The sequence below is a fragment of the Streptomyces pallidus (ex Mingjun et al. 2026) genome (assembly GCF_051550185.1).
In the GTDB taxonomy this organism is placed as follows: domain Bacteria; phylum Actinomycetota; class Actinomycetes; order Streptomycetales; family Streptomycetaceae; genus Streptomyces.
Map to the genome: position 1 here is coordinate 3,489,765 of NZ_CP196181.1, position 21,443 is coordinate 3,511,207.

General features: G+C 72.4%; 23 protein-coding genes. 9 read left to right on the top strand and 14 right to left on the bottom strand.

All coding sequences use genetic code 11. The features are described 5' to 3' along the window. Positions 1-252 precede the first annotated feature (252 nt). The 3 genes from ACSHWO_RS15150 to ACSHWO_RS15160 form a co-directional block, all read right to left on the bottom strand. Positions 253-507, bottom strand: coding sequence for a Txe/YoeB family addiction module toxin (locus ACSHWO_RS15150; RefSeq protein ID WP_438312402.1), 255 nt, complete (start codon positions 505-507; stop codon positions 253-255). Then, positions 504-785 (bottom strand): type II toxin-antitoxin system Phd/YefM family antitoxin, encoded by a 282-nt coding sequence (locus ACSHWO_RS15155; protein WP_361091070.1) that lies wholly within the window; start codon positions 783-785, stop codon positions 504-506. Before ACSHWO_RS15155 ends, ACSHWO_RS15150 begins: the two co-directional genes overlap by 4 nt. Before the next feature lie 147 nt (positions 786-932). Next, positions 933-1,319, bottom strand: coding sequence for an ATP-binding protein (locus ACSHWO_RS15160; RefSeq protein ID WP_361091073.1), 387 nt, complete (start codon positions 1,317-1,319; stop codon positions 933-935). Between the two features lie 112 nt (positions 1,320-1,431). On the opposite strand from ACSHWO_RS15160, the gene ACSHWO_RS15165 reads away from it, so the two are divergent. Further along, complete coding sequence (locus ACSHWO_RS15165) at positions 1,432-2,256, top strand: helix-turn-helix domain-containing protein (protein WP_438312406.1); 825 nt, start codon at positions 1,432-1,434, stop codon at positions 2,254-2,256. Beyond that, positions 2,253-2,492 carry a DUF397 domain-containing protein gene (locus ACSHWO_RS15170; protein ID WP_385848007.1) on the top strand — a complete coding sequence of 80 codons (240 nt, stop codon included), beginning with the start codon at positions 2,253-2,255 and terminating at the stop codon, positions 2,490-2,492. Before ACSHWO_RS15165 ends, ACSHWO_RS15170 begins: the two co-directional genes overlap by 4 nt. Positions 2,493-2,580: 88 nt before the next feature. Here ACSHWO_RS15170 and ACSHWO_RS15175 read toward each other — a convergent pair whose 3' ends face one another. Continuing rightward, positions 2,581-2,853: a DUF1876 domain-containing protein gene (locus ACSHWO_RS15175; RefSeq protein WP_361091082.1), complete on the bottom strand. Its 273-nt coding sequence runs from the start codon at positions 2,851-2,853 to the stop codon at positions 2,581-2,583. An 826-nt stretch (positions 2,854-3,679) separates the two neighbouring features. Next, a complete protein-coding gene (locus ACSHWO_RS15180) occupies positions 3,680-4,369 on the bottom strand; it encodes a hypothetical protein (protein WP_385848004.1) in 690 nt (229 codons plus the stop codon). A gap of 1,026 nt (positions 4,370-5,395) precedes the next feature. Here ACSHWO_RS15180 and ACSHWO_RS15185 point away from each other — a divergent pair. From ACSHWO_RS15185 to ACSHWO_RS15200, 4 genes are read left to right on the top strand one after another with little or no spacing between them, the layout of a single operon-like run. Then, positions 5,396-6,361 (top strand): amidohydrolase family protein, encoded by a 966-nt coding sequence (locus tag ACSHWO_RS15185; protein WP_438312409.1) that lies wholly within the window; start codon positions 5,396-5,398, stop codon positions 6,359-6,361. A gap of 53 nt (positions 6,362-6,414) precedes the next feature. Next, positions 6,415-6,858 carry a hypothetical protein gene (locus ACSHWO_RS15190; protein WP_438312411.1) on the top strand — a complete coding sequence of 148 codons (444 nt, stop codon included), beginning with the start codon at positions 6,415-6,417 and terminating at the stop codon, positions 6,856-6,858. Further along, positions 6,828-7,562 carry a hypothetical protein gene (locus ACSHWO_RS15195; RefSeq protein WP_438312413.1) on the top strand — a complete coding sequence of 245 codons (735 nt, stop codon included), beginning with the start codon at positions 6,828-6,830 and terminating at the stop codon, positions 7,560-7,562. Before ACSHWO_RS15190 ends, ACSHWO_RS15195 begins: the two co-directional genes overlap by 31 nt. Next, positions 7,562-7,717 (top strand): hypothetical protein, encoded by a 156-nt coding sequence (locus ACSHWO_RS15200; RefSeq protein ID WP_438312416.1) that lies wholly within the window; start codon positions 7,562-7,564, stop codon positions 7,715-7,717. Before ACSHWO_RS15195 ends, ACSHWO_RS15200 begins: the two co-directional genes overlap by 1 nt. A 123-nt stretch (positions 7,718-7,840) precedes the next feature. On the opposite strand, the gene hemB is transcribed toward ACSHWO_RS15200, so the two are convergent. The 7 genes from hemB to ACSHWO_RS15235 all read right to left on the bottom strand — a co-directional run bounded on the left by hemB (position 7,841) and on the right by ACSHWO_RS15235 (position 15,394). After that, the gene (hemB, locus tag ACSHWO_RS15205; protein WP_361091088.1) at positions 7,841-8,842 is read right to left on the bottom strand and encodes a porphobilinogen synthase; all 1,002 of its coding nucleotides are present in this window, start codon (positions 8,840-8,842) and stop codon (positions 7,841-7,843) included. Positions 8,843-8,961: 119 nt separating this feature from the next. After that, the gene (locus ACSHWO_RS15210) at positions 8,962-9,354 is read right to left on the bottom strand and encodes a hypothetical protein (protein ID WP_438312418.1); all 393 of its coding nucleotides are present in this window, start codon (positions 9,352-9,354) and stop codon (positions 8,962-8,964) included. A 250-nt stretch (positions 9,355-9,604) separates the two neighbouring features. Continuing rightward, the gene (locus tag ACSHWO_RS15215) at positions 9,605-11,278 is read right to left on the bottom strand and encodes a uroporphyrinogen-III synthase (protein ID WP_385847994.1); all 1,674 of its coding nucleotides are present in this window, start codon (positions 11,276-11,278) and stop codon (positions 9,605-9,607) included. Then, complete coding sequence (gene hemC, locus ACSHWO_RS15220; protein WP_438312420.1) at positions 11,275-12,243, bottom strand: hydroxymethylbilane synthase; 969 nt, start codon at positions 12,241-12,243, stop codon at positions 11,275-11,277. Before hemC ends, ACSHWO_RS15215 begins: the two co-directional genes overlap by 4 nt. After that, positions 12,240-14,021, bottom strand: a complete 1,782-nt coding sequence (locus tag ACSHWO_RS15225; RefSeq protein WP_438312422.1) for a glutamyl-tRNA reductase — start codon at positions 14,019-14,021, stop codon at positions 12,240-12,242. Before ACSHWO_RS15225 ends, hemC begins: the two co-directional genes overlap by 4 nt. Continuing rightward, positions 14,018-14,842, bottom strand: a complete 825-nt coding sequence (locus tag ACSHWO_RS15230) for a redox-sensing transcriptional repressor Rex (RefSeq protein WP_361091102.1) — start codon at positions 14,840-14,842, stop codon at positions 14,018-14,020. Before ACSHWO_RS15230 ends, ACSHWO_RS15225 begins: the two co-directional genes overlap by 4 nt. Before the next feature lie 273 nt (positions 14,843-15,115). Next, entirely contained in the window at positions 15,116-15,394 is a 279-nt protein-coding gene (locus tag ACSHWO_RS15235) for a glutaredoxin family protein (protein ID WP_361091105.1), read from the bottom strand. Between the two features lie 108 nt (positions 15,395-15,502). Between ACSHWO_RS15235 and ACSHWO_RS15240 the strand changes: the two genes are divergently transcribed. From ACSHWO_RS15240 to ACSHWO_RS15250, 3 genes are all read left to right on the top strand, one after another. Beyond that, entirely contained in the window at positions 15,503-16,456 is a 954-nt protein-coding gene (locus ACSHWO_RS15240) for an HAD family hydrolase (protein WP_385847983.1), read from the top strand. 397 nt (positions 16,457-16,853) lie between these two features. Next, positions 16,854-17,648: an ECF subfamily RNA polymerase sigma factor, BldN family gene (locus ACSHWO_RS15245; protein WP_361091111.1), complete on the top strand. Its 795-nt coding sequence runs from the start codon at positions 16,854-16,856 to the stop codon at positions 17,646-17,648. Between the two features lie 280 nt (positions 17,649-17,928). Then, positions 17,929-19,140, top strand: coding sequence for a DUF5667 domain-containing protein (locus ACSHWO_RS15250; RefSeq protein WP_438312425.1), 1,212 nt, complete (start codon positions 17,929-17,931; stop codon positions 19,138-19,140). Positions 19,141-19,267: 127 nt separating this feature from the next. Here ACSHWO_RS15250 and ACSHWO_RS15255 read toward each other — a convergent pair whose 3' ends face one another. Together ACSHWO_RS15255 and ACSHWO_RS15260 are read right to left on the bottom strand one after the other, a co-directional pair. Then, positions 19,268-20,299 carry a lysophospholipid acyltransferase family protein gene (locus ACSHWO_RS15255; protein WP_438312428.1) on the bottom strand — a complete coding sequence of 344 codons (1,032 nt, stop codon included), beginning with the start codon at positions 20,297-20,299 and terminating at the stop codon, positions 19,268-19,270. Next, a complete protein-coding gene (locus tag ACSHWO_RS15260) occupies positions 20,299-21,363 on the bottom strand; it encodes an NAD-dependent epimerase/dehydratase family protein (RefSeq protein ID WP_438312431.1) in 1,065 nt (354 codons plus the stop codon). The genes ACSHWO_RS15255 and ACSHWO_RS15260 overlap by 1 nt, the downstream gene beginning before the upstream one ends. Positions 21,364-21,443: the final 80 nt, after the last annotated feature.

Genomic DNA, 21,443 nt, shown 5'->3' on the forward strand with positions numbered 1-21,443 from the left:
CGGCGGCGGGCCTCACATCCTTCGTCGAAGAGTGCTGTGCAGGGCGGCTGGTGGCGAGCGGTCGGAGTGGGGATGGGCGACGAGGCGTCCGGCGTTCCGGATCCGGAGCGGAAGCGGAAGCGGAGTCTGCCCGGGATCGACCCCGCCCTGCGTGCCACGGCGACCGCGTCGGTCGGGGGAACGCTCGTCATCTGGTGGCCGGCGTTCAGGGTCGGCGGCCAGGCGGCCGGTGATGTTCCGCGGGGGCGGCACTCAGTAGTGGTAGCGGGCCTGGGCGATCTCCACCGCCTGGTCCTTGATCCTGTACACCAGCCGGTGCTCGTCGGTGATCCGACGGGACCACCAACCCGACAGGTTCTCCTTGAGCGGTTCCGGCTTCCCGGCTCCTTCGAACGGGGTGCGCTGGATCTCCTTGATCATGCGGTTGATCCGCTTGAGGACTTTCGGGTCGGCGGTTGCCCAGTACGTGTACTGCTCCCAGGCCCGACCAGAGAAGACGACCTTCACGCGGCAGACCCGGTTCCTTCCGCGTCCTCGACGTCGATCAGCTCTCTGGCGTGACCCTGCCCGGCGTCCAGCTCTGCGATGGATTCCATCAGGATCTGTGCGTTGCGCGGTGACCGCAGGAGGTAGACCGTCTCCTGCCAGGAACGGAAATCCTCGGCAGACATGATCACCACGTCGCCGTGCTCCCGGGAGGTGACCTCTATGGGCACGTGGTCCTCGTTCACCTGCCGGATCAGCGGGTAGAAACGCTGACGGGCCTCATTGGCCGAGATCGACATGGGCTGACCTCCCGATGCGAAGCCGTGCACAGAGGCACACAGAGCCGAGTCGTGCCGAGTCGTACGGGATTACCGTACCAGTCTCGGCCTCCAGCCGAACCTCGACCGGTCCGGTTCCGCGGGCGGCGCCGGTCACCATGCCCGCCCTCACCGACCTGCGAACTCGCACCACACCGACTTCCCCGGCGACCTCGGCAGCGCGCCCCACCGGTCAGAGACGGCCTCGACGATGCGCAGGCCGTAGCCGTCGCCGATGCGGGTGCCCGACAGGCCCGGCCCGCTGTCGTGGACTTCCAGCCGCACGGCGCTCTCGGAGGCGATGAGCCGGACGCGGTAGTACCGGCCGGGCGCGACGCCGTAGCGGAGGGCGTTCGTCGCCAGTTCGCTCACGCAGAGCAACAGGTCGTCGCGGTGGTGGGTGACACCCCACACGTCAAGCGTCTCTGCCGTGAACTGCCTGGCGGTGGCGACGGTTTGGCGGGAGCGCGGGAAGTAGCGGTCCCGCATCAGGGCGGGTTCAATCTCCTGGATCACGGGGCGATCGTCGCGGTCCGTGACTACCGTGAACAGTGCGACCACCCGTACCAATCGATTGGTACGGGTCGGTACGGGTACATCGCGGGCGCAGGTGGGGAGTCCGAAAAACATGCCGCCGAGGAAACGCGTACCGAAGAACGGCACCGCCCTGAAGATGGTCGGGGCACAGGTGGCCGTACTCCGGACCAGGAAGCGCCTGACGCAGCGCCAACTGGCCAAGTTGGTGAGGATGGAAGAGGAGACGATTGCATCGATCGAACAGGGCAGACGGGCCCTGATGCCAGACGTAGCCGAGGCCATGGACCGGGTGCTGGAGTCTGGTGGGGTGCTGGCGGCGGGGGTGGAGAAACTTCCGGCGGTGGATCAGGTGCCCGAATGGGTTGAGGAGTATATGGATTGCGAGCGCGTTGCCCTCGCGATCTCCTCGTACGCGAACCAGGTGCTGCCAGGTCTGCTTCAGACCGACGCCTACGCGGAGGCGGTGTTCCGCAGCCGCGTTCCGCTCTTGCCGAAGGACGTCATCACCGCGCAGACGGCAATCCGCACGGAACGGCGGGGGATCCTGCGCCGCGCTGTCGCCGTCACCCTCAGCTTCATCATCTGGGAGCCGGTTCTGCGCCTGAAGTTGGGCGGCCCAGAGGTCTACCAGGAACAGCTCGCGCATCTGATCAGCTGCTCGGAACTGCCGGGTGTGTCCATCCAGATCTACCCCCTGGACCGCACCAACCACCCGGCTCTCGACGGCCCCTTCGTGCTCCTGGAGACGCCCGACTACCAGCGCCTGGCGTACATGGAAACGCAGCGCGGAAGTCAGCTCATCTCCGACATGAACGAGGTGAGCATCCTGGAGCGCAAGTATGCGATGCTGCGGACACAGGCCCTCAACCCGGAGGAGACGAGGGCCGAGTTGGACCGGCTGCTAGGAGAGCAATGAGCACCACACTGACGTGGTTCAAGTCCAGCTACAGCGGGAGTGAAGGCGGCAACTGCGTCGAAGTGGCTGTCGCTTGGCAAAAGTCCAGCCACAGCACCGAGCAGGGTGGCGCCTGCGTCGAGGTCGCCGCCTGCCCCGGCACCGTCCACGTCCGCGACTCCAAGGTCACCGACGGTCCGGTGCTGGACCTGGCCCCTGCCACCTGGACGGCGCTGACCGGCTGGGTTGCCGGATAGCAGCCGGACGGAACGGGCACGGCAAAGGCCTGCCCGCGCCCTCACCGGGCACGAGCAGGCCACGCGGGCAGGGGCGCAGCGGTAGCGATCAGCGGGTCAGCGGGTATGAGTGCCGGCCCGTCGCCTCGTCGATCTCTCCATGGGCCTTCTGCAACATCTGGGACGCGAGATCCATCAGCGCACGCGCGCCTGCGATCTCCTCACCGACCCGCAGCTGCTCCGGGTCGGAGGGGTGACGCATGGCGTAGCCGCGCGCCCGCATCTCGGAGCCGTCACCGAGTCTGACCATGGCCGCCGCAGTGGTGCGGTGACCGTCCTCGGTGAATTCGAGCTCCACGTGCCACCCGACGAGTGTGGACATGGTGCATCACCTCCAGGGCTCACCCTTTTCACTCCAGGGTGCGCCTGGCGGGACGGGAGCGCGAGCGGGCTGGGTGAGGCGGAGGGGGGCGGGGGCGCGAGGGTCCGGCAGGAGCCGAGGGGCGGGGTGGTGGCCGACCGGCGTCGGAGGAGTGCCCGGGGGCTTCCCGGCAGCCCATCGTCCTTCCGGCGCGGGCCGGCCCCTCAAGGGCGCTCCCTCCGGTCGCGTCGCTACGCGATGGCCTTCGGCCCCCCTTGACCGACCGACCCACCCCGGAATGCCAAAGAGCTGCCGGGAAGCCCCCGAAGGATGGCCAGGGGGACCATTCCAGCCACGGCCAACGTCAGAGACCCGGCCCCGACGCTCCGCCTCGCAGCATCCAAGCGCCCGGGACCGCCAGGTCTCGGGCGGCATTCAGCGCGCGGGCCCACCCATGAGGCCCCAAAGGCCGATCCGAGCCCGTGCGGGTGCGACAGCCCCGACCTGCGGGAAATGTTGACGAGAAGCCCATCCAGCCCCCGTAGCGCCCCAGATCGCTACGCGCTCCTCGCTGCTCGGCGACTGACCGCCGTCTGAGGCTGGGGGGCGCGGCTGATCGCTACGCGCTCCTCGCTGCTCGGCGACTGACCGCCGCCTGCGGCCGGGAGCGCATCAAAATCGCTACGCGCTCCCCTCCTCTCAGCGACCGACGACCGTCCTGGGCGCGGAGCACGCGAGACCGCTACGCGCTCCCCTCCTCTCAGCGACCGACGACCGTCCTGGGCGCGGAGCGGGTGAGGGAGTGGGCGAGTCGCTGCGTGCCCTCCGTCTGCCGGCGGCTGGCAGGTCAGGGGGAGGTCTCGTAGCGGGCCACGCGGTCGGAGACGGAGTTCAGCAGGGGGGTGAGGCGCTCTACCAGGCGCTGGTAGTCGCGGGTGGCGCCGTCGGACCACTGGCCGAGGCCGACCACCATGGCGCGGCCCTGACCGGTGAACGCCTGGACCATGCCACTGTCCGGCGGGAGGGTCTTGAGACCCGATCCCGGCGGCGGGGCCTGCGCGCCCACCTGGTAGTCGGTGGGCGCCGATCCGAGGCGCGTCACCAGCTTCACGGTGTCGAGGGGGTCCTTCATGGTGAAGACGGCGAGATTGAACTGGTTGTTCTTGGCGTCCTTGTACAGCGCGACCTGCTCGCCGACGCATCCCCTGCTCTGGACTATGTAGTCGGCGAGGGCCGGTCCGACCGAATCCGGTTCGGTGCACGACTTCAGCGCCACCGCGCCCACCTTCGTGTACGTACCGCCAGCGCCGTCGGCCACCTGGTCAGGGAAAACGTCAGTCAGTCCGATCATGGGCCGCTCGGCGGGCCGCGCCGTGGGCGCGGCAGCCGTTGGCGCGGCTGCCGTGGGCACGTCGCCACCCTCATCCGTCGCGGACCGCAGGACGTAGAAGACCACCGCGGCGACCACCAGCCCCAGGGCCACGTTCAGGACCCAAGCCTTCTTCCGGAATCCGCCCACCGGCGTCGTATCACTCACCCCGACACCCTAGTGATCATCCTCAAGGGCCTGAATATGCCCAGGTCACAGCCTCATCACAAGCACAGTCCCAGCGCCCGCCAACACCCCACACACCACCAAAAACGGAACACCCCCACACCCCCGCAACCGACCACCTGCCACCCGCCAGGGGCCAAAAAGAGTGTGGGTAGCTCCCTGCGCGCTCCCCACCCCCAGACGGCCGCCAGACGCCGAGAAATGAGGAGCACGTAGCGATCTGGGGCGTCTACCCGCCCCAGACGGCCGTCAGACGCCCAGCATCGAGGAGCGCGTAGCGATCTGGGGCGCCGCAGGTTGGGGCGCCACCGCCCGGGACCTGGTGGTCCCGGGCGCTTGGAACGCCGCAGGGCAGCGCACCGGGGCGGCTGCTCTGGCGAGGGCCGTACTTGAAGGGTCCCCCTGGCCATCCTTCGGGGGCTTCCCGGCAGCTCTTTGGCATTCCGGGGTGGGCCGGTCGGTCAAGGGTGGCCGAAGGCCATCGCGCAGCGACGCGACGACGAAGGAGGAGCGCCCTTGAGGGACCGGCCCGCACCGGAAGGACGATGGGCTGCCGGGAAGCCCCCGGACGCCCCTCCGACCCCGGGTGCCGGCATCCCGCCTCCTGCACTCCCGGCCCTCCTCCTGCACTCCCGGCCCGCCTCCTCCGCCCCCGCCCCGCGATGGTCCCGCCGCCCCGCCCCCACCCCACCCAAGCTGACGGACTCCCCCGCCGCCCCGTGAACCGGCCACCGCCCCCGTCCTACCGTGCACCGCATGGGCAGGGCGCGGCGGGCAAGGCAGGCACGGGCCGGGACCAGGAGGGCCTGGGTCTGGGCCTGGGCCCGGGTCTGCGCCTGGGCCCGTGCTGCGGCCTGGTGGCGGTGCTGGCGCGCCGGGCCGCAGCCCAGCACGTCGCGGGCCAGCACCTCGCAGCCCCGCGCCCCGAGCCACGTGTGGCCGCTCCGCTAGGGGTGGCCCGCCGATCAAACCGGTCCCCTTCGCCGTCCTCACCCCAGGAGTTTCCGCATGTCCACGCCCACCGGGCTGATCGACGTCCACCACCACGCGGTTCCGCCCCTGTACGCCGAGGCCCTCGGCGAACGGAAGGCCATCCCGGGCGTGGACTACCCCACCTGGGCCCCCGAGCGCAGCCTGGAGGTCATGGACGCGCACGGGATCGGCGCCGCCGTCCTGTCCATCACCGCGCCCGGCGTCACCTTCCTCGACGGCCCGGACGCCCCGAAGCTGGCCCGCCGCGTGAACGAGTACTTCGCCGAGCTGGTCCGCGAACACCCCACCCGCTTCGGCGCGTTCGCGATCCTGCCGTTGCCCGACGTGGCCGCCGCCCGCGAGGAACTGCGCTACGCACTGGACGAGTTGGGGCTGGACGGCGCCGGCGTGCTGACCTCGTACGGGCAGCGCTACCTCGGAGACCCGGAGTTCGAGCCGCTGTTCGCGGAGATCGCCGAGCGCGGCGCGGCCGTCCACGTCCACCCGGCCACCCCGTCGAACCGGGACCTGGCGACCTTCGACCTGCCTGCGTCGCTGTACGAGTTCACCTTCGAGACCACCCGCACCGCGGCGAGCCTGCTCTTCAACGGCGTCCTCGACCGGCTGCCCGACCTGCGCCTGATCCTCTCGCACGCGGGCGGCACCCTGCCGTTCCTGGCCCGCCGGCTGACCTACGGCCCGACGATCGGCGCCTACCTGGAGGACCGGGCCCCGGCGGACGTCATCGGCACGCTGGGCCGGCTGCACTACGACATCGCCATGTCGGCCAACGAGTTCGCGCTGCCCGCCCTGACCCGCCTCGCCGGTACCGGTCACATCCTGTACGGCAGCGACTACCCCTTCATGCCCGCCTCCCACACCACCGAGAACACGGCCGGTTTCGCCGCGTACGACGGGTGGACGGAGGCCGAGCGGGCCGAGATCGGCCGGGCCAACGCGCTCCGCCTGCTGCCGACGCTGGCGGCCCGCCTCGCCTCCTGAAGGGGCCGTGGGCGGAAGCGTTCCGCGCCGGCGAGTCCACCGTCACCTGCAACGTGCGCAGCGACCCGGGCAACGACGTCCCCGGCACCGACTTCTGGCTCCAGGGCAGCATGCAGCCCTGGATCCTGCCGGACCCGACCCGCCCGGGGAACGTGTACGTCGTCGCGAACGACGACCCCGACGACGCCTTCGCCCACGACGACGACGCCGACGTCGTCATCGCCCGCTCCACCGACCACGGCCGGACCTTCGCCCGCGGCCGGGTCGACCACGGGCCCGGCCAGTCCTTCGCCGTGATGCCCACCGCGCACATCGACCAGGCCGGCAACGCGGTCGTCACCTGGTACGACAACCGCAGCGGCCGCCGCAACAACGGCACCGGCCCGAACGGCGGCGCGAACTTCCTGCTGGAGCTGTACGGCACCACCAGCCGGGACGGCGGCAGACCTGGTCGCCGGACTTCCGCGTGTCCGACGCCCCCTTCGACCCGGACCTGAACGCGCCGTGCCGGTTCTCCTGCACGGCCGGCTCCACGCAGCAGACCCTGCGGATCGGCGAGTACAACGGGCTGTGGACGGCGGACGGGATCGGGTACGCGACCTGGACGGGGAACACCACCCCTCCCACGGCGACCACCCAGGCGCAGGGCGCGCAGACGACCTACTTCGACGCGTTCTCCACGCTCGCCGCGTTCCCCGACCGCGCCGAGCCGAACGAGTCGATCGACGCGGCCGTGGCCGCCGCGCTCGGCTCGGACGACCGCTTCAACCGGGCCCGGCTCACCCTGCACACGGCCACCGACGTGGACTTCTTCCGGATCGAGCCGCGCCACACCGGCCACGTCACCGCCGAGGTCACGTTCAACGAGGTGGTCTCGCCGCTCCTCGTCCGCGCGTACGACAAGTACGGCACCCTCGTCGCCGCCGGGACCGGCGCCACCACCCGCCCCGGGACCTCGACGTCCCGGCTCGCGGTCCCCGTCGTCCGGGACGAGCCGTACTTCCTCGCGGTCACCGACCGGGACGTCGCCGACCCGTCCCGCCCCGGCGACGCCTCGCCGACCGACCCGCCGCAGGCGGTGTACGACCTGGCCGTCGCGAACCGGGCGGCCCCGGAGCCGTCGACGGCGGGGCTCCGACCGGGGTCGAGCCGAAGAAGGGCGACGAGCTGGTCGTACGGGCCGGCTCGCCGCACGCGGTGATGCAGGAGGACCGGGCGAAGGCGTCGGGGTCGGGCTCGGTGTTCGTCGGCTACCCGGAGACTTCCCGTGCCAGGACCCGCGTGGACTTCTCGGACGTCGAGTCCGTCACGTCGGACGACGACCGCCCCGGGGGCAAGGAGGACGGGACGCGCTGATCCGACGCACCGTCGCACCGTCGCGCCGACGGGGCAACGGGACGCCCCCGTCCCTCCCCTTGCGGGAGGAGGCGGGGGCTTCGCCGTGACGGTCCGCAGTGCCCGGCGGCTGGCGGCCGGCGCTCAGCGGTCGTTGCGGATCCAGCCGGCGACCTCGGTGGCCCAGTAGGTGAGGATCGTGTCGGCGCCGGCCCGCTTGATGCCGGTGAGGGTCTCCAGGACGGCCCGGTCGCGCTCGATCCAGCCCTTCTCCGCGGCCGCCTCGATCATCGCGTACTCGCCGCTGATCTGGTACGCGGCCACCGGTACGTCCACGGCCTGCGCGACCCGGTAGAGGATGTCCAGGTAGGGGCCGGCCGGCTTGACCATGACCATGTCGGCGCCCTCCTCCAGGTCGAGCGCCAGCTCCCGCATCGACTCGCGGGTGTTGGCCGGGTCCTGCTGGTAGGTCTTGCGGTCGCCCTGGAGGCTGGAGGCGACGGCCTCGCGGAAGGGCCCGTAGAAGGCCGAGGAGTACTTGGCCGTGTAGGCGAGGATCGACACGTCCTCGTGCCCGGTCTCGTCGAGCGCGTCGCGGATCACGCCGACCTGGCCGTCCATCATGCCGCTCGGGCCGACGACGTGGACGCCGGCGTCGGCCTGGACCTGGGCCATCTCCGCGTACCGCTCGAGCGTGGCGTCGTTGTCGACGCGGCCCTGCGCGTCGAGGACGCCGCAGTGGCCGTGGTCGGTGTACTCGTCGAGGCAGAGGTCCGACATGATCACGAGGTCGTCGCCGACCTCGGCCTTCACGTCGCGGATGGCGACCTGGAGGATGCCGTCGGGCTCGGTGCCGGCGGTGCCCAGCGCGTCCTTGTTCTCGTCCGCGGGGACACCGAAGAGCATGATCCCGGCGACGCCTGCCTCGACCGCCTCGACGGCGGCCTTCCGCAGCGTGTCCCGGGTGTGCTGGACCACGCCCGGCATGGCCGAGATCGGCAGCGGCTCGCTGATGCCCTCCCGGACGAACGCCGGGAGGACCAGGTCCGAGGGGTGCAGCCGGGTCTCCGCGACCATCCGCCGCATGGCCGGGGTGGTGCGCAGCCGGCGGGGCCGGGAGCCGGGGAAGGATCCGTACGCGCTCATCTTCAGTCGCCTCTTCGAGCTTCGACAGCAGTCGCCCCAAGCGTAGAGCCCTGGCCGGGCGCGGAACGGGGCGGGCGCGGCCGGCCCGGTGCCCGGCGCCCGTCGCACCGGCCCGTCGTTCACGGCAGATCGAGCATGGCCGAGAAGACGAGGGTGCTCAGCACGACCGTCCCGGGAGCGGCGAGGGCGAACAGGACGCGCCGGGCGGCGTTGCGGCGCTGCCACGGCAGGGCCCAGCAGGCCACGAGCAGGACGAGGACCAGTGCGAGGCCGCACAGGAACAGCGTCCAGGCGACCTCGAAGCTGGCGTCGAAGGCGTCGGCCTGCTGCGTGTCGCAGGAGTCGCAGCCCATCGGCGACAACCCCGCGTAGAACAGTGCCAGCAGGCCCATCGGCAGGGTGAGCAGGGTGGAGAGCAGCGGAGCCACGAAGGCCCACCGGTCGTGGCCGTCCGGGGTGTCGGGGGCCTCCGGTGCGTGCGGGGCTGCGGCTGCGAGGGGGTTCTCCGTCATGGGGACACTGAACCGCGGTGGCGGGGGCGCGGGGATCCGCGCAGGTACTCAATTCCCGGCCTGGTTACGTGCTGCGCAGGTGTACGCGCAGCACGGGCGGCCCGGCCCGTGGCCCACGCCGGAGGACGTGCCCGTGCCCAGGTCGCAACTGCCCAGGTCGCGCCCGTCCCCGCGCCCGGACGCGCCCGGACACGCCGCAGGGGCCCGGGTGTCGTGCGCCCGGGCCCCTGCCGCGTTCGGCCGCTCGGTGTCAGGTCGTGCGCCGGCGGCGGGCGCCGGGGCGGCGCTCGCTCGGTCGGGACACGGTCTCGCCGGCCTCCCGGGCCGCCTCTCGGCGGGCCGCGCCGTACTCGGCGAGGGCCTCGGCGAGCTTGCTGACGCTCGGCTCCGGTGACAGCACGTCGACGCGGAGGCCGTGTTCCTCGGCGGTCTTCGCGGTGGCCGGGCCGATGCAGGCGATCACGGTCACGTTGTGCGGCTTGCCCGCGATGCCGACCAGGTTGCGGACGGTCGAGCTGGACGTGAAGAGAACGGCGTCGAAGCCGCCGCCCTTGATCGCCTCGCGGGTGTCCGCCGGCGGCGGCGAAGCCCGTACGGTCCGGTAGGCGGTGACGTCGTCGACCTCCCACCCGAGCTCTATCAGGCCCGCGACCAGGGTCTCCGTCGCGATGTCGGCGCGCGGCAGGAAGACGCGGTCGATGGGGTCGAAGACCGGGTCGTACGGCGGCCAGTCCTCCAGGAGCCCGGCCGCGGACTGTTCGCCGCTGGGCACCAGGTCGGGCTTGACGCCGAACTCGACCAGCGCGGCGGCGGTCTGCTCGCCGACGGCGGCGACCTTGATGCCCGCGAAGGCCCGGGCGTCGAGGCCGTACTCCTCGAACTTCTCGCGCACCGCCTTGACCGCGTTGACGGAGGTGAAGGCGATCCACTCGTAGCGGCCCGTCACCAGGCCCTTGACCGCGCGCTCCATCTGCTGCGGGGTGCGCGGCGGCTCCACGGCGATGGTCGGCACCTCGTGGGGCACCGCGCCGTACGAACGCAGCTGGTCGGAGAGCGAAGCGGCCTGCTCCTTGGTGCGCGGTACGAGCACCCGCCAGCCGAACAGCGGCTTCGACTCGAACCAGGCCAGCTCCTCGCGCCGCGCGGCGGCGGCACCGGGCTCACCGACCACGGCTATCACGGGGCGGCCGCCCTCGGGCGAGGGGAGGATCTTGCCCTGCTTGAACACCTGGGCGATGGTGCCGAGCGTGGCGTTCCACGTCCGCTGCCGGGTCGTCGTACCGGCGACGGTGACCGTGAGCGGGGTCTCGGCCCCGCGTCCGGCGGCGACCAGTTCGGCGCAGGCGGCGGGCACGGTCTCCAGCGTGGCGGAGACGACGACGGTGCCGTTGCTGGCGCCGACCTCGCTCCAGCAGCGCGCGGAGGCGTTGCGCGCGTCCACGAACCGCACGTCGGCGCCCTGCTCGCCGCGCAGCGGCACACCCGCGTAGGCGGGCACGCCGACGGCGGTCGCGACACCGGGCACCACCTCGAAGGGGATGCCGTCGGTGGCGCAGGCGAGCATCTCGGAGGCGGCGTTGCCGTCGAGTCCCGGGTCGCCGGTGACGGCACGCACGACCCGCCTGCCGGAGCGGGCGGCCTCCATGACAAGATTGGCCGCGTCCCGGATCACCGGTACACCGGCGGCTGCTGACGCCTCGTCAGCGATCGTCAGCTGTGGCGTGTCCACTCCGGCGCGCGCGTGCGTGCGTACGACCTCGAGCACCTCGGGCTCCGCGATCAGTACGTCGGCGGCGGCGAGTGCCTCCACGGCGCGCAGCGTCAGCAGACCCGGGTCGCCGGGGCCGGCGCCGAGGAAGGTGACGTGCCCGTGGCCTGCGGCGGCGACCGGAAGAGCGGAGGTGGTCGGACGTGAGGGGTTCAAAGGGATCGCTCCCCCATCAGACCGGCCGCGCCCTTCGCCAGCATCTCGTCCGCGAGTTCGCGGCCGAGCGCCATGGCCTCGTCGTACGACTGGGGCACGGGACCGGTGGTGGACAGCTGCACGAGCGTCGCGCCGTCGAGGGTTCCGACGACGCCGCGCAGGCGCATTTCATTGACAGTCTGCCCGTCGGCCAGAAGGTCGGCGAGCGCGCCCACGGGGGCGCTGCAGCCGGCCTCCAGGGCGGCGAGCAGGGACCGCTCGGCGGTCACGGCGGCCCGGGTGTGCGGGTCGTCGAGCCGGCCGAGGGCCGCGATGAGGTCCGCGTCGGACGCGAGGCACTCGACGGCGAGGGCGCCCTGGCCCGGGGCGGGCAGCACGCTGTCGACCGGCAGGTGTTCGGTCACCTCGGCGCTGCGGCCGATCCGGTTGAGGCCGGCGGCGGCGAGGACGACGGCGTCGAGCTCTCCGCTGCGGACGTAGCCGATGCGGGTGTCGACGTTCCCCCGGATGGCGACGGTCTCGATGCGCTTGCCGAGGGTGCGCGCGAGGTGGTTGAGCTGCGCGGTGCGGCGCGGCGAACCGGTGCCGATGCGGGCTCCGTCGGGAAGCTGCTCGAAGGTCAGGCCGTCGCGGGCGACGAGCGCGTCGCGCGGGTCCTCGCGCAGCGGCATGGCCGCGATGACGAGGTCGTCGGACTGGGCGGTGGGCAGGTCCTTGAGCGAGTGGACGGCGAAGTCGACCTCGCCGCGCAGCAGGGCGTCGCGCAGGGCGGTGACGAACACGCCGGTGCCGCCGATCTGCGCGAGGTGCTCGCGGGACACGTCGCCGTACGTGGTGATCTCCACGAGCTCGACGGGGCGGCCGGTGGTCTTCCGGACCGCGTCGGCGACGTGGCCGGACTGGGACATGGCCAGCTTGCTGCGCCGCGTGCCGAGCCGGAGGGGCTGGTCGGACCGTGAATTCATGATGCCCGTCCTGGGTCGTGGTTCTGGTCTGCCGTGCCGGCTGCGCCTGCTGCGGCGGTCGCGCCGGGGGTGCCGGCCGCGTCGGCCCGGCTGACGGAAACCACCGTCTGCGGGTCGAGGTCGAAGAGTTCGCGCAGCGCTTCGGCGTACCCGGCGCCGCCGGGCTCGCTGGCGAGCTGCTTGACGCGCACGGTCGGTGCGTGCAGCAGCTTGTCGACGACGCGGCGGACGGTCTGGGTGACCTCGGCCCGCTGGCGTGCGTCGAGCTCGGGCAGGCGCCCGTCGAGGCGCGCGACCTCCATGGCCACGACCTCGGCGGCCATCGCGCGCAGGGCGACGACGGTCGGGGTGATGTGCGCGGCGCGCTGGGCGGCGCCGAACGCGGCGACCTCGTCGGCGACGATGCCGCGGACGGCGTCGACGTCGGCGGCCATCGGCGCGTCGGCGGCGGCTTCCGCGAGGGATTCGATGTCGACCAGGCGGACGCCGGGGATGCGGTGCACGGCGGCGTCGATGTCGCGGGGCATGGCCAGGTCCAGCAGGGCCAGCCGGACGGGGGCGCCGTCGGCGTGGCTGCGGGTGCCGCGGCGGGGCTGCCGCTGGGCGGCGGCCTCGCCCTGGTCGGCCCAGGTGCCGTGCAGTTCGAGGGCGTTGGCGTCGACTCCGGTGAGCGCGGCGCGGCCGGCGGGGGCCGGGACGTCGACGGGGCAGCCGTCGGCGCCGGGGCCCGTGGTGCCGGTGGTGCCGGTGGTGCCGGTGGCGGGGATGGTGCGGGCGCTTCCGGCGTCGGCGAGGCGGCCGCCGGCTGCGGCGACGGCGGCGAGGCGGGCCACGACGTCGGGGTCGAGCCCGGCGACGGCCCGCTCGGCGGTGCCGGGGGCGGCCGGGGCCTGGGCCCGGGCCTGGGCGGCCTGCTCGGGGAGGAGGCCGGCGGGCCCGCCGTCCGCGACGGCGGTGGCGATGTCGTCACCGGTCAGGACGAGGCCGGTGGCGCCGGTGCAGGAGACGACGACGTCGGCTCGTGTCAGTTCGGCGGTGACACCGGCCATGGGCACGGCGCGCGCGGCCACCCCTGTGCCTGAGGCAACCAGAATCTCGACCAAACGCTCCGCGCGTTCTGCGGTGCGGTTGGCCACGACGATCTCGGCGACGCCGACCCGGGCGAGGGTGGCGGCGGCGAGCGAGGACATGGAGCCGGCGCCGATCACGAGGGCGCGCTTGCCGGCGGCCCAGGCCTCGACGGTCCCGCGGCCGGCGGTCAGCTGCTCCAGGCCGAACGTGACGAGCGACTGCCCGGCCCGGTCGATGCCGGTCTCGGAGTGGGCCCGCTTGCCGACCCGCAGCGCCTGCTGGAAGAGGTCGTTGATGAGCCGGCCGGCCGTGTGCAGGTCCTGGCCCAGGGCCAGGGTGTCCTTGATCTGGCCGAGGATCTGGCCCTCGCCGACCACCATCGAGTCCAGGCCGCAGGCCACCGAGAAGAGGTGGTGGACGGCGCGGTCCTCGTAGTGCACGTACAGATAGGGGGTGAGCTCCTCCAGGGCGACCCCGCTGTGCTGGGCGAGCAGCGTGGACAGCTCGGCGACGCCGGCGTGGAACTTGTCGACGTCCGCGTAGAGCTCGATGCGGTTGCAGGTGGCGAGGACGGCGGCCTCCGCCGCGGGCTCCGCGGCGACGGTGTCGTGCAGCAGCTTCACCTTGGCGTCGGCGGACAGCGCGGCGCGCTCCAGCACACTGACGGGGGCGCTGCGGTGGCTCAGGCCTACGACGAGCAGACTCATGCCGGCATCACCGCCGGGACGTCGCCGTCGGGGCCGCTCTTGCGGGTGCCCGCGGCGGGGGAGGCGGCGGTGTGGGCGGCCTGGGCCGCGGAGGTCTCGGCCGGGTCGGTGTCGGCGACGGGAGCGGTGGGGCCGGCGGCCGGCCCGGCGCCGGGCTCCTCGCCGGCCTTGCGCTGCTCGTGGAAGGCCAGGATCTGCAGCTCGATCGACAGGTCGACCTTGCGCACGTCGACGCCGTCCGGCACGGAGAGCACGGTCGGCGCGAAGTTCAGGATGGAGGTGACGCCGGCGGCGATCAGGCGCTCGCTGACCTGCTGGGCGGCTCCGGCCGGCGTCGCGATGACGCCGATGGAGACGCCGTTCTCCCGGATGATCTTTTCGAGGTCGTCGGTGTGCTGGACGGGCATCCCGGCGACCGGCTTGCCGGCCATGGCCGGGTCCGCGTCGATGAGGGCGGCGACCCGGAAGCCGCGGGAGGCGAAGCCGCCGTAGTTGGCGAGGGCCGCGCCCAGGTTGCCGATGCCGACGATGACGACGGGCCAGTCCTGGGTCAGGCCGAGTTCGCGGGAGATCTGGTAGACGAGGTACTCGACGTCGTAGCCCACGCCGCGCGTGCCGTAGGAGCCCAGGTACGAGAAGTCCTTGCGCAGCTTCGCGGAGTTGACTCCGGCGGCCGCCGCGAGCTCCTCGGAGGACACCGTGGGCACCGAGCGCTCGGAGAGCGCGGTGAGTGCGCGCAGGTACAGCGGAAGCCGGGCGACGGTGGCCTCGGGGATACCTCGGCTGCGGGTCGCCGGTCGGTGTGTTCGGCCAGTTGCCACGATGCTCCTGCGGAATGAGCGGGGCTGAAGGCGGTCACTCGTCCCTGGACCGCCCCGTCGACAGCAGGCTATGTCTTTGTGAACGCGTGCACAAAGATTGTGTCCGCTTTGTCCGAGCAAAGTGACCGGGGTCACGCGATCCGGACACGGGGGGTGAGGGCTCACAACGTACCGAACCCGTTCAAATCCCGTGGGGGGCAAATCGGTGCACACTCCTCATCAATACGCCCCCGAGACCCCACAAATCGCCCATGATGGTAACCGGCCGAACGGTCAGCCCTGCAACGCGCGGCGCAGCCGGTCCGGGTTCACCCGCCAGAAGGTGTGCTGTTCCCCGTCGATGAGCACCACCGGGATCTGCTCCCAGTGCCGCCGGTACAGCTCCTCGTCCTGGGTGATGTCCTTCTTCTCCCACTGCGCCCCGACCTCGGCGCACACCTCCCGGACCACCGCCTCGGCGTCGTCGCACAGGTGGCACCCGGGCTTCCCCACGAGGGTGACCGTCCGCTCGGCGGGACTCTTCTTTTCCTTACGGCGCAGCAAAGGGCTCATGCGCCCCATTGTCCCGCGCCCGCCCGTCACACCCCGGCACCGAAGAGTTCACGCGCCCGGAACCGCCGCGGTTCGGGAACTCCCGAACGCAGTGGCTATGCTCGCGTCATGGCCGCTCTGGGATGGCTCACCCACCGTAGACGCTCCGCGACAGCGCGGAGCGTGCTGGCAGGCGAGGCCTCGGCCGAGGCCGCCCGCAAGTCCGCGCAGGCCCTCGAAGCGGAACCCGCCCCCGCCCCCGCGGCGGAAGAGGCGCCACAGGTCGCCGAGCCCGAGTTCCCGGTCGCCGGCGACGCCCTCGCCGCCGCCTTCTTCGACCTCGACAACACCGTCATGCAGGGCGCCGCGATCTTCCACTTCGGCCGCGGCCTGTACAAGCGGGAGTTCTTCCGCCGCCGCGAACTCGCCCGCTTCGCCTGGCAGCAGGCGTGGTTCCGGCTCGCCGGGGTCGAGGACCCCGACCACATGCAGGACGCCCGCGACAGCGCCCTGTCCATCGTCAAGGGCCACCGGGTCAGCGAACTCATGGCGATCGGCGAGGAGATCTACGACGAGTACATGGCCGAGCGGATCTGGCCGGGCACCCGCGCCCTGGCCCAGGCACACCTCGACGCCGGCCAGAAGGTGTGGCTGGTCACCGCCGCTCCGGTCGAGACGGCCACGATCATCGCCCGCCGGCTCGGCCTGACCGGGGCGCTGGGCACGGTCGCCGAGTCCGTCGACGGCCTCTACACCGGCCGCCTCGTCGGCGAGCCCCTGCACGGCCCGGCCAAGGCGGAGGCCGTCCGCGCGCTGGCCACCGCCGAGGGCCTCGACCTCGCGCGGTGCGCGGCGTACTCCGATTCGCACAACGACATTCCGATGCTGTCACTGGTCGGACATCCGTACGCGATCAATCCGGACACAAAACTGCGCAAGCATGCCCGGGAGCACGACTGGCGGCTGCGCGACTATCGGACCGGCCGCAAGGCCGTGAAGGTGGGCGTCCCGGCGGCCGCCGGGGTCGGCGCGATCGCGGGCGGCGCGGCCGCCGCCATCGCCCTGCACCGCCGCCGCAAGTAGCCCTCCGCGGCCCCGGGTTCGGGCCGCCGCCTGCACCGGAGCAGGTCCTGGACCGCCCGGCCGCGCACCGGGCGGTCCCCGTCCGCCGCTCGGCGGACATTCCCTCACCCCTACCCGCGCTCGCGGAAGGGCACGCACGCATGCCCGACGTGGTCGCGAGCCAGCGCGGAATCGCCCATTCCGCGCCGCCAAGCGATCGGCAAACGATCACGAATTGCGACCGAAAACGCCTTCGATGCGCAACGGAAGCGTCGGAATCGATGATTTGAGCAACTGGGTGTAGTGCTGCCTGTACGAAGCGTTATTCTCCTCAGACGCATGCCGCCGCCCATCTGTCGCCACGACGGGTGAACGGCCTCGCACTGCACGTGATGGAAGCTCTGCCTCTGGGAGTCCCGTGTACCCACCTGTCGGGGTTGACGCCTCGGGCCTGGCTACGCTGCGCGCAACGGTCCTCGGCCACCTGCGCGGCTTCGTCCCCACCGCGTACGCCGCCCCCGCCTTCGCCACCGGCCTCGGCCCGGCCGGTCCTTGCTATGCCCTGGCCGACGGCGGAGCGACGGTGGGCAGACGCGGTCGCAGCGGCGGCGGCACCGCGACCGGCACGAGCGCACCGGCCGCGCGCCGCCCCACCGCGGACAGCGACCAGGCCCGCATGATGGACCTGGTCGAACGCGCCCAGGCCGGCGAGGCCGAGGCGTTCGGACGGCTCTACGACCAGTACAGCGACACGGTCTACCGCTACATCTACTACCGCGTCGGCGGCAAGGCGACCGCGGAGGACCTCACCAGCGAGACCTTCCTGCGCGCACTGCGCCGCATCTCCACCTTCACCTGGCAGGGCCGCGACTTCGGGGCCTGGCTCGTGACCATCGCCCGCAACCTGGTCGCCGACCACTTCAAGTCCAGCCGCTTCCGCCTCGAAGTGACCACGGGCGAGATGCTGGACGCCAACGAGGTGGAACGGTCCCCCGAGGAATCGGTCCTGGAGTCCCTCTCCAACGCGGCCCTCCTGGAAGCCGTCCGCAAGCTCAACCCCCAGCAGCAGGAGTGCGTGACCCTGCGCTTCCTCCAGGGCCTGTCGGTCGCCGAGACCGCCCGGGTGATGGGGAAGAACGAAGGCGCCATCAAGACCCTCCAGTACCGGGCCGTGCGCACGCTGGCCCGCCTGCTCCCCGACGACGCCCGCTGACCCGTCCGCCGCCGGACCGCACCCGCCCACCCGCAGTGCCCTCCCCCACCCCTTCCGACCGTCGCACCATCCACACAACCGGTGACCCCTCGATGACGCTGTGGTCCGATCATCCTTCGTCCGTAACCCAACTGCCGCGCCGCTCGTTGTGCGGAATGCAGGCTCCCTTTGGACACGCCCTGCCCGAAGCCGCTCACTCGAAAGGGTGGATGTGCTCAAGGAAGGCAACCTTCCGGACACCCTGGGGAGTCGATCGTCATGACGAGAGGAGGTGCCGCCAGTGATCGCGAACGTGACTCCGCACCGGCGGGCGAACGCCTTCGCCCAGGCCCTGGAGGATCGGAACCCAGCGTCCGACCTTTCCGAACGGGACCCGGCGGCCGAGCAGTCCGAGGCACCTGCCGAATCTGCCGACCACGAACGTTTGTTGGCCCTGGCGAACGTGCTCGGCGAAATGCCGCGCCCGGTGCTGGACCCCGAGGTCAAAGTGGTGCAGCGAGCACAGCTCGTCGCCGCCATGGAGGCCCTGGTGATGGAGGAGAGGGCCGGAGGCGGTGCCGCCGCGGACCCTCAGCTGCCCGAACAGCGGGCCGGCCGCGGCGCCCATCGGGCGACCCCGCTCCGGAAACTGCGGCCCCGCTCCCGCTGGTCGAAGGGCATCGCAGCAGGCGGCCTCACCGTGGGTGTGGCCGCGGGGGCCTTCAGCGGCGTGGCCGCTGCCAGCACGGACGCCCTACCCGGTGACACCCTCTACCCCGTCAAACGGGGCATGGAGGACCTCAAGCTCGGCATGGCCGACGAGGACGCCGACCGGGGCGAGCTCTACCTGGACCAGGCGTCCAACCGCCTGTCGGAGGCCCGCAGACTCATGGAGCGCGGTCGCTCGGGCGCGCTCGACCACGAATCCCTGGGAGCCATCCGCCGCGCCCTCGCCGGCATGAAGCACGACGCGGCGGAGGGCCACCGGCTCCTCCAGGCGGCCTACGAGCGGGACGGCTCGCTCGGCCCCATCCAGGCGCTGTCCACGTTCTCCCGTGCGCACCGCGACGCCTGGGGCAAGCTGCGCGACCAACTTCCCGCCCAGCTCACCGACGTGGGCGGCGAGGTCGAGTCGGTGTTCCAGGCCATAGACGATGACGTGGCGCCGCTGCAGAGCCTGCTCCCGAAGCCCCCGGAGCCGAGCCGGGGCACGGGCGGGGCGCCCGCCCAACCGAGCGCCCCGGCCGGACAGCAGCACTCCGCGCCCGGGGCGGGCGCCAGCGCGCCCGCGGCCAGCCAGGCCCCGGCCGCACCGCCCTCCGCCGGAAAGTCGTCCCCGGCCCCCGGCAGCGGCCTCCTCGGCGGCACGGGCGACCTGCTCAACCCGCCGACCGGCCAGAGCCCGGCTGCCCCGTCGTCCTCGTCGGAGGCGCCGCACCCGGAGATCACCCTCCCGCCGCTCCTCCCGGGCCTGCTACCGGGCCTGGGCCTGAAGGCGGAGGACGCCGGCTAGGGCGCGCCCGGCACCACCGGGGCGTGCCCCGGGGCACGCCCCACATGGTGAGGTGCCCGGTCCCCACGGGGACCGGGCACCTCACCGTGCCGTCGCGACCTGGTGGCCGGCCGTCGGCGGGCGAGCGTCAGAAGAAGACGGATCTGCGCTGCACCAGCAGCTTGTAGAGCGTGTGCTGGATCTGCTCGCGCACCTCGTCCGTGAGGTTGAACATCAGCATCGGGTCCTCCACCGCCTCCGGCGGGTAGCCGTCCGTCGGGATGGGCTCCCCGAACTGGATCGTCCACTTCGTCGGCAGCGGCACGGCACCCAGCGGCCCGAGCCACGGGAACGTCGGCGTGATCGGGAAGTACGGGACGCCCAACAGCCGCGCCAGGGTCTTGGCGTTGCCGACCATCGGGTAGATCTCCTCCGCCCCGACGATCGAGCACGGCACGATCGGCGTGCCGGCGCGCAGCGCGGTCGACACGAACCCGCCCCGGCCGAACCGCTGGAGCCGGTACCGGTCGCCGAACGGTTTCCCTATCCCCTTGAAGCCCTCGGGCATGACCCCGACCAGCTCCCCCGCCTCCAGCAGCCGCTGGGCGTCCTCCGAGCAGGCCAGCGTGTGCCCGGCCTTGCGGGCCAGCTCGTTGACGACGGGCAGCATGAACACCAGGTCCGCCGCCAGCAGCCGCAGGTGCCGCTGCGCCGGGTGGTGGTCGTGCACCGCCACCTGCATCATCAGCCCGTCCAGCGGCAGCGTCCCGGAGTGGTTCGCGACGATCAGCGCGCCGCCCTCCGCCGGGATGTTCTCGATGCCCCGGACCTCGACGCGGAAGTACTTGTCGAAGAGCGGCCGCAGCAGGGACATCAGGACCTGGTCCGTCAGCTCCCGGTCGTAGCCGAACTCGTCGACCTCGTACTCCCCCGTGATCCGCCGCCGCAGGAACGCCAGCCCGCCCGCGACCCGCCGGTCCCAGTCCGGCCGCCCGCCGCCGCCCGGGTCGGCCTGTCCCCCGGACGCGCCGGACCCGCCGTCCGCACCCCCGGCGGGCTCCCGTGCGACCGGTGCCTCCGCCTCCGGTGCCGGAGCGGGCACCGCCCGGACCCGCCGGATCCCGATGGCCCGCCGGCGCGGCCGGTCCTCGTCGAACGGAATGACCTTGGCGTCCGCCACTATCGCTGCGCTCCCTCTTCGGCGCCGGCAACCCCGACGTTCAGCATCTGCGCGACCCGGTCGACGGCCCTGCCCGCCCGCTCCGGCGGCAGCAACCCGTTCCCCCGGCTGTGTGCGAAGTCGGCGAAGGTCTCGGCGGTCGTGTACATCGGCTTGAATCCCAGCACCTCCCGCATCTGGGTGGTCTCCACGACCCGCCCGTACGTGAGGAGTCTGATCTGCTCGGGTGAGAACTCCGTGACGCCCACCGCCCGCAGGGCCGCCCCCACCCACGTCACCGCCGGCAGCACCAGCGGCACCGTCGGCCGCCCCAGCCGCCGCGCGCACTGCGACAGCAGCAGGACGCCGTCCCCGGCGATGTTGAACGTGCCGCTGTTGAGGGTGCCGCGCCGGGGCTCCTGCGCGGCCAACCGCAGCACCTCCAGCACGTCCTCCTCGTGCACGAACTGCAGCCGCGGGTCATAGCCGAACACCGTCGGCAGGACGGACATGGAGAAGTACTCGGCGAGCGCGGAGTCCGCGTGCGGGCCCAGGATGTTCGCGAACCGCAGCACGCACACCGCGACGTCCGGCCGGCGGCGCGCGAAGCCCCGTACGTACGACTCGACCTCGGCGGCGTCCTTGGGAAAGCCGCCCGGGGGCTGCGTCTTGGGCTGCGTGGTCTCGGAGAAGACGGCCGGATCCCGCGGGGCACCCCCGTACATGCACGTGCTGGACTTCACCACCAGGCGGCGGACCGTCGGCGACTTCTGACAGGCCCCCAGCAGCTGCATCGTCCCGATGACGTTGGTCTCCTTGACCGAACTGCCCGTGCCGCCGGTGCCGGCGCTGCCCCCGGTGACCGCGAGGTGGACCACCGTGTCCACGGCGTGCTCGGCGAGGACGCGGGCGATCGAGGACTGCCGGATGTCCGTACGGACGAACTCGGCCGACCCCAGACTGCCGGGCGGTGGGCTCGCGTCGACCGCGATGACCCGTTCGACGTCGGGGTCCCGCTGGATGCGCCGCACGAAACGGCCCCCCAACTGCCGGGCAGCCCCGGTCACGAGCACGACCTTCCCCACGAGCTCAGCGCCTCCCTCGTCGTTCCCGCCTGTCCCCGGCTACACCGCAGCCCCTCCACCAAAGAATGGTGGAGGGGCTG

Coding starts and splice junctions, on each gene's coding strand:
- ACSHWO_RS15210 (WP_438312418.1), bottom strand. CDS start 9,354: ATGACGGAGAACCCCCTCGCAGCCGCAGCCCCGCACGCACCGGAGGCC.
- hemC (WP_438312420.1), bottom strand. CDS start 12,243: ATGAATTCACGGTCCGACCAGCCCCTCCGGCTCGGCACGCGGCGCAGC.
- ACSHWO_RS15175 (WP_361091082.1), bottom strand. CDS start 2,853: ATGTCCACACTCGTCGGGTGGCACGTGGAGCTCGAATTCACCGAGGAC.
- ACSHWO_RS15240 (WP_385847983.1), top strand. CDS start 15,503: ATGGCCGCTCTGGGATGGCTCACCCACCGTAGACGCTCCGCGACAGCG.
- ACSHWO_RS15185 (WP_438312409.1), top strand. CDS start 5,396: ATGTCCACGCCCACCGGGCTGATCGACGTCCACCACCACGCGGTTCCG.
- ACSHWO_RS15200 (WP_438312416.1), top strand. CDS start 7,562: ATGCAGGAGGACCGGGCGAAGGCGTCGGGGTCGGGCTCGGTGTTCGTC.
- ACSHWO_RS15170 (WP_385848007.1), top strand. CDS start 2,253: ATGAGCACCACACTGACGTGGTTCAAGTCCAGCTACAGCGGGAGTGAA.
- ACSHWO_RS15235 (WP_361091105.1), bottom strand. CDS start 15,394: ATGAGCCCTTTGCTGCGCCGTAAGGAAAAGAAGAGTCCCGCCGAGCGG.
- ACSHWO_RS15155 (WP_361091070.1), bottom strand. CDS start 785: ATGTCGATCTCGGCCAATGAGGCCCGTCAGCGTTTCTACCCGCTGATC.
- hemB (WP_361091088.1), bottom strand. CDS start 8,842: ATGAGCGCGTACGGATCCTTCCCCGGCTCCCGGCCCCGCCGGCTGCGC.
- ACSHWO_RS15225 (WP_438312422.1), bottom strand. CDS start 14,021: ATGAGTCTGCTCGTCGTAGGCCTGAGCCACCGCAGCGCCCCCGTCAGT.
- ACSHWO_RS15165 (WP_438312406.1), top strand. CDS start 1,432: ATGCCGCCGAGGAAACGCGTACCGAAGAACGGCACCGCCCTGAAGATG.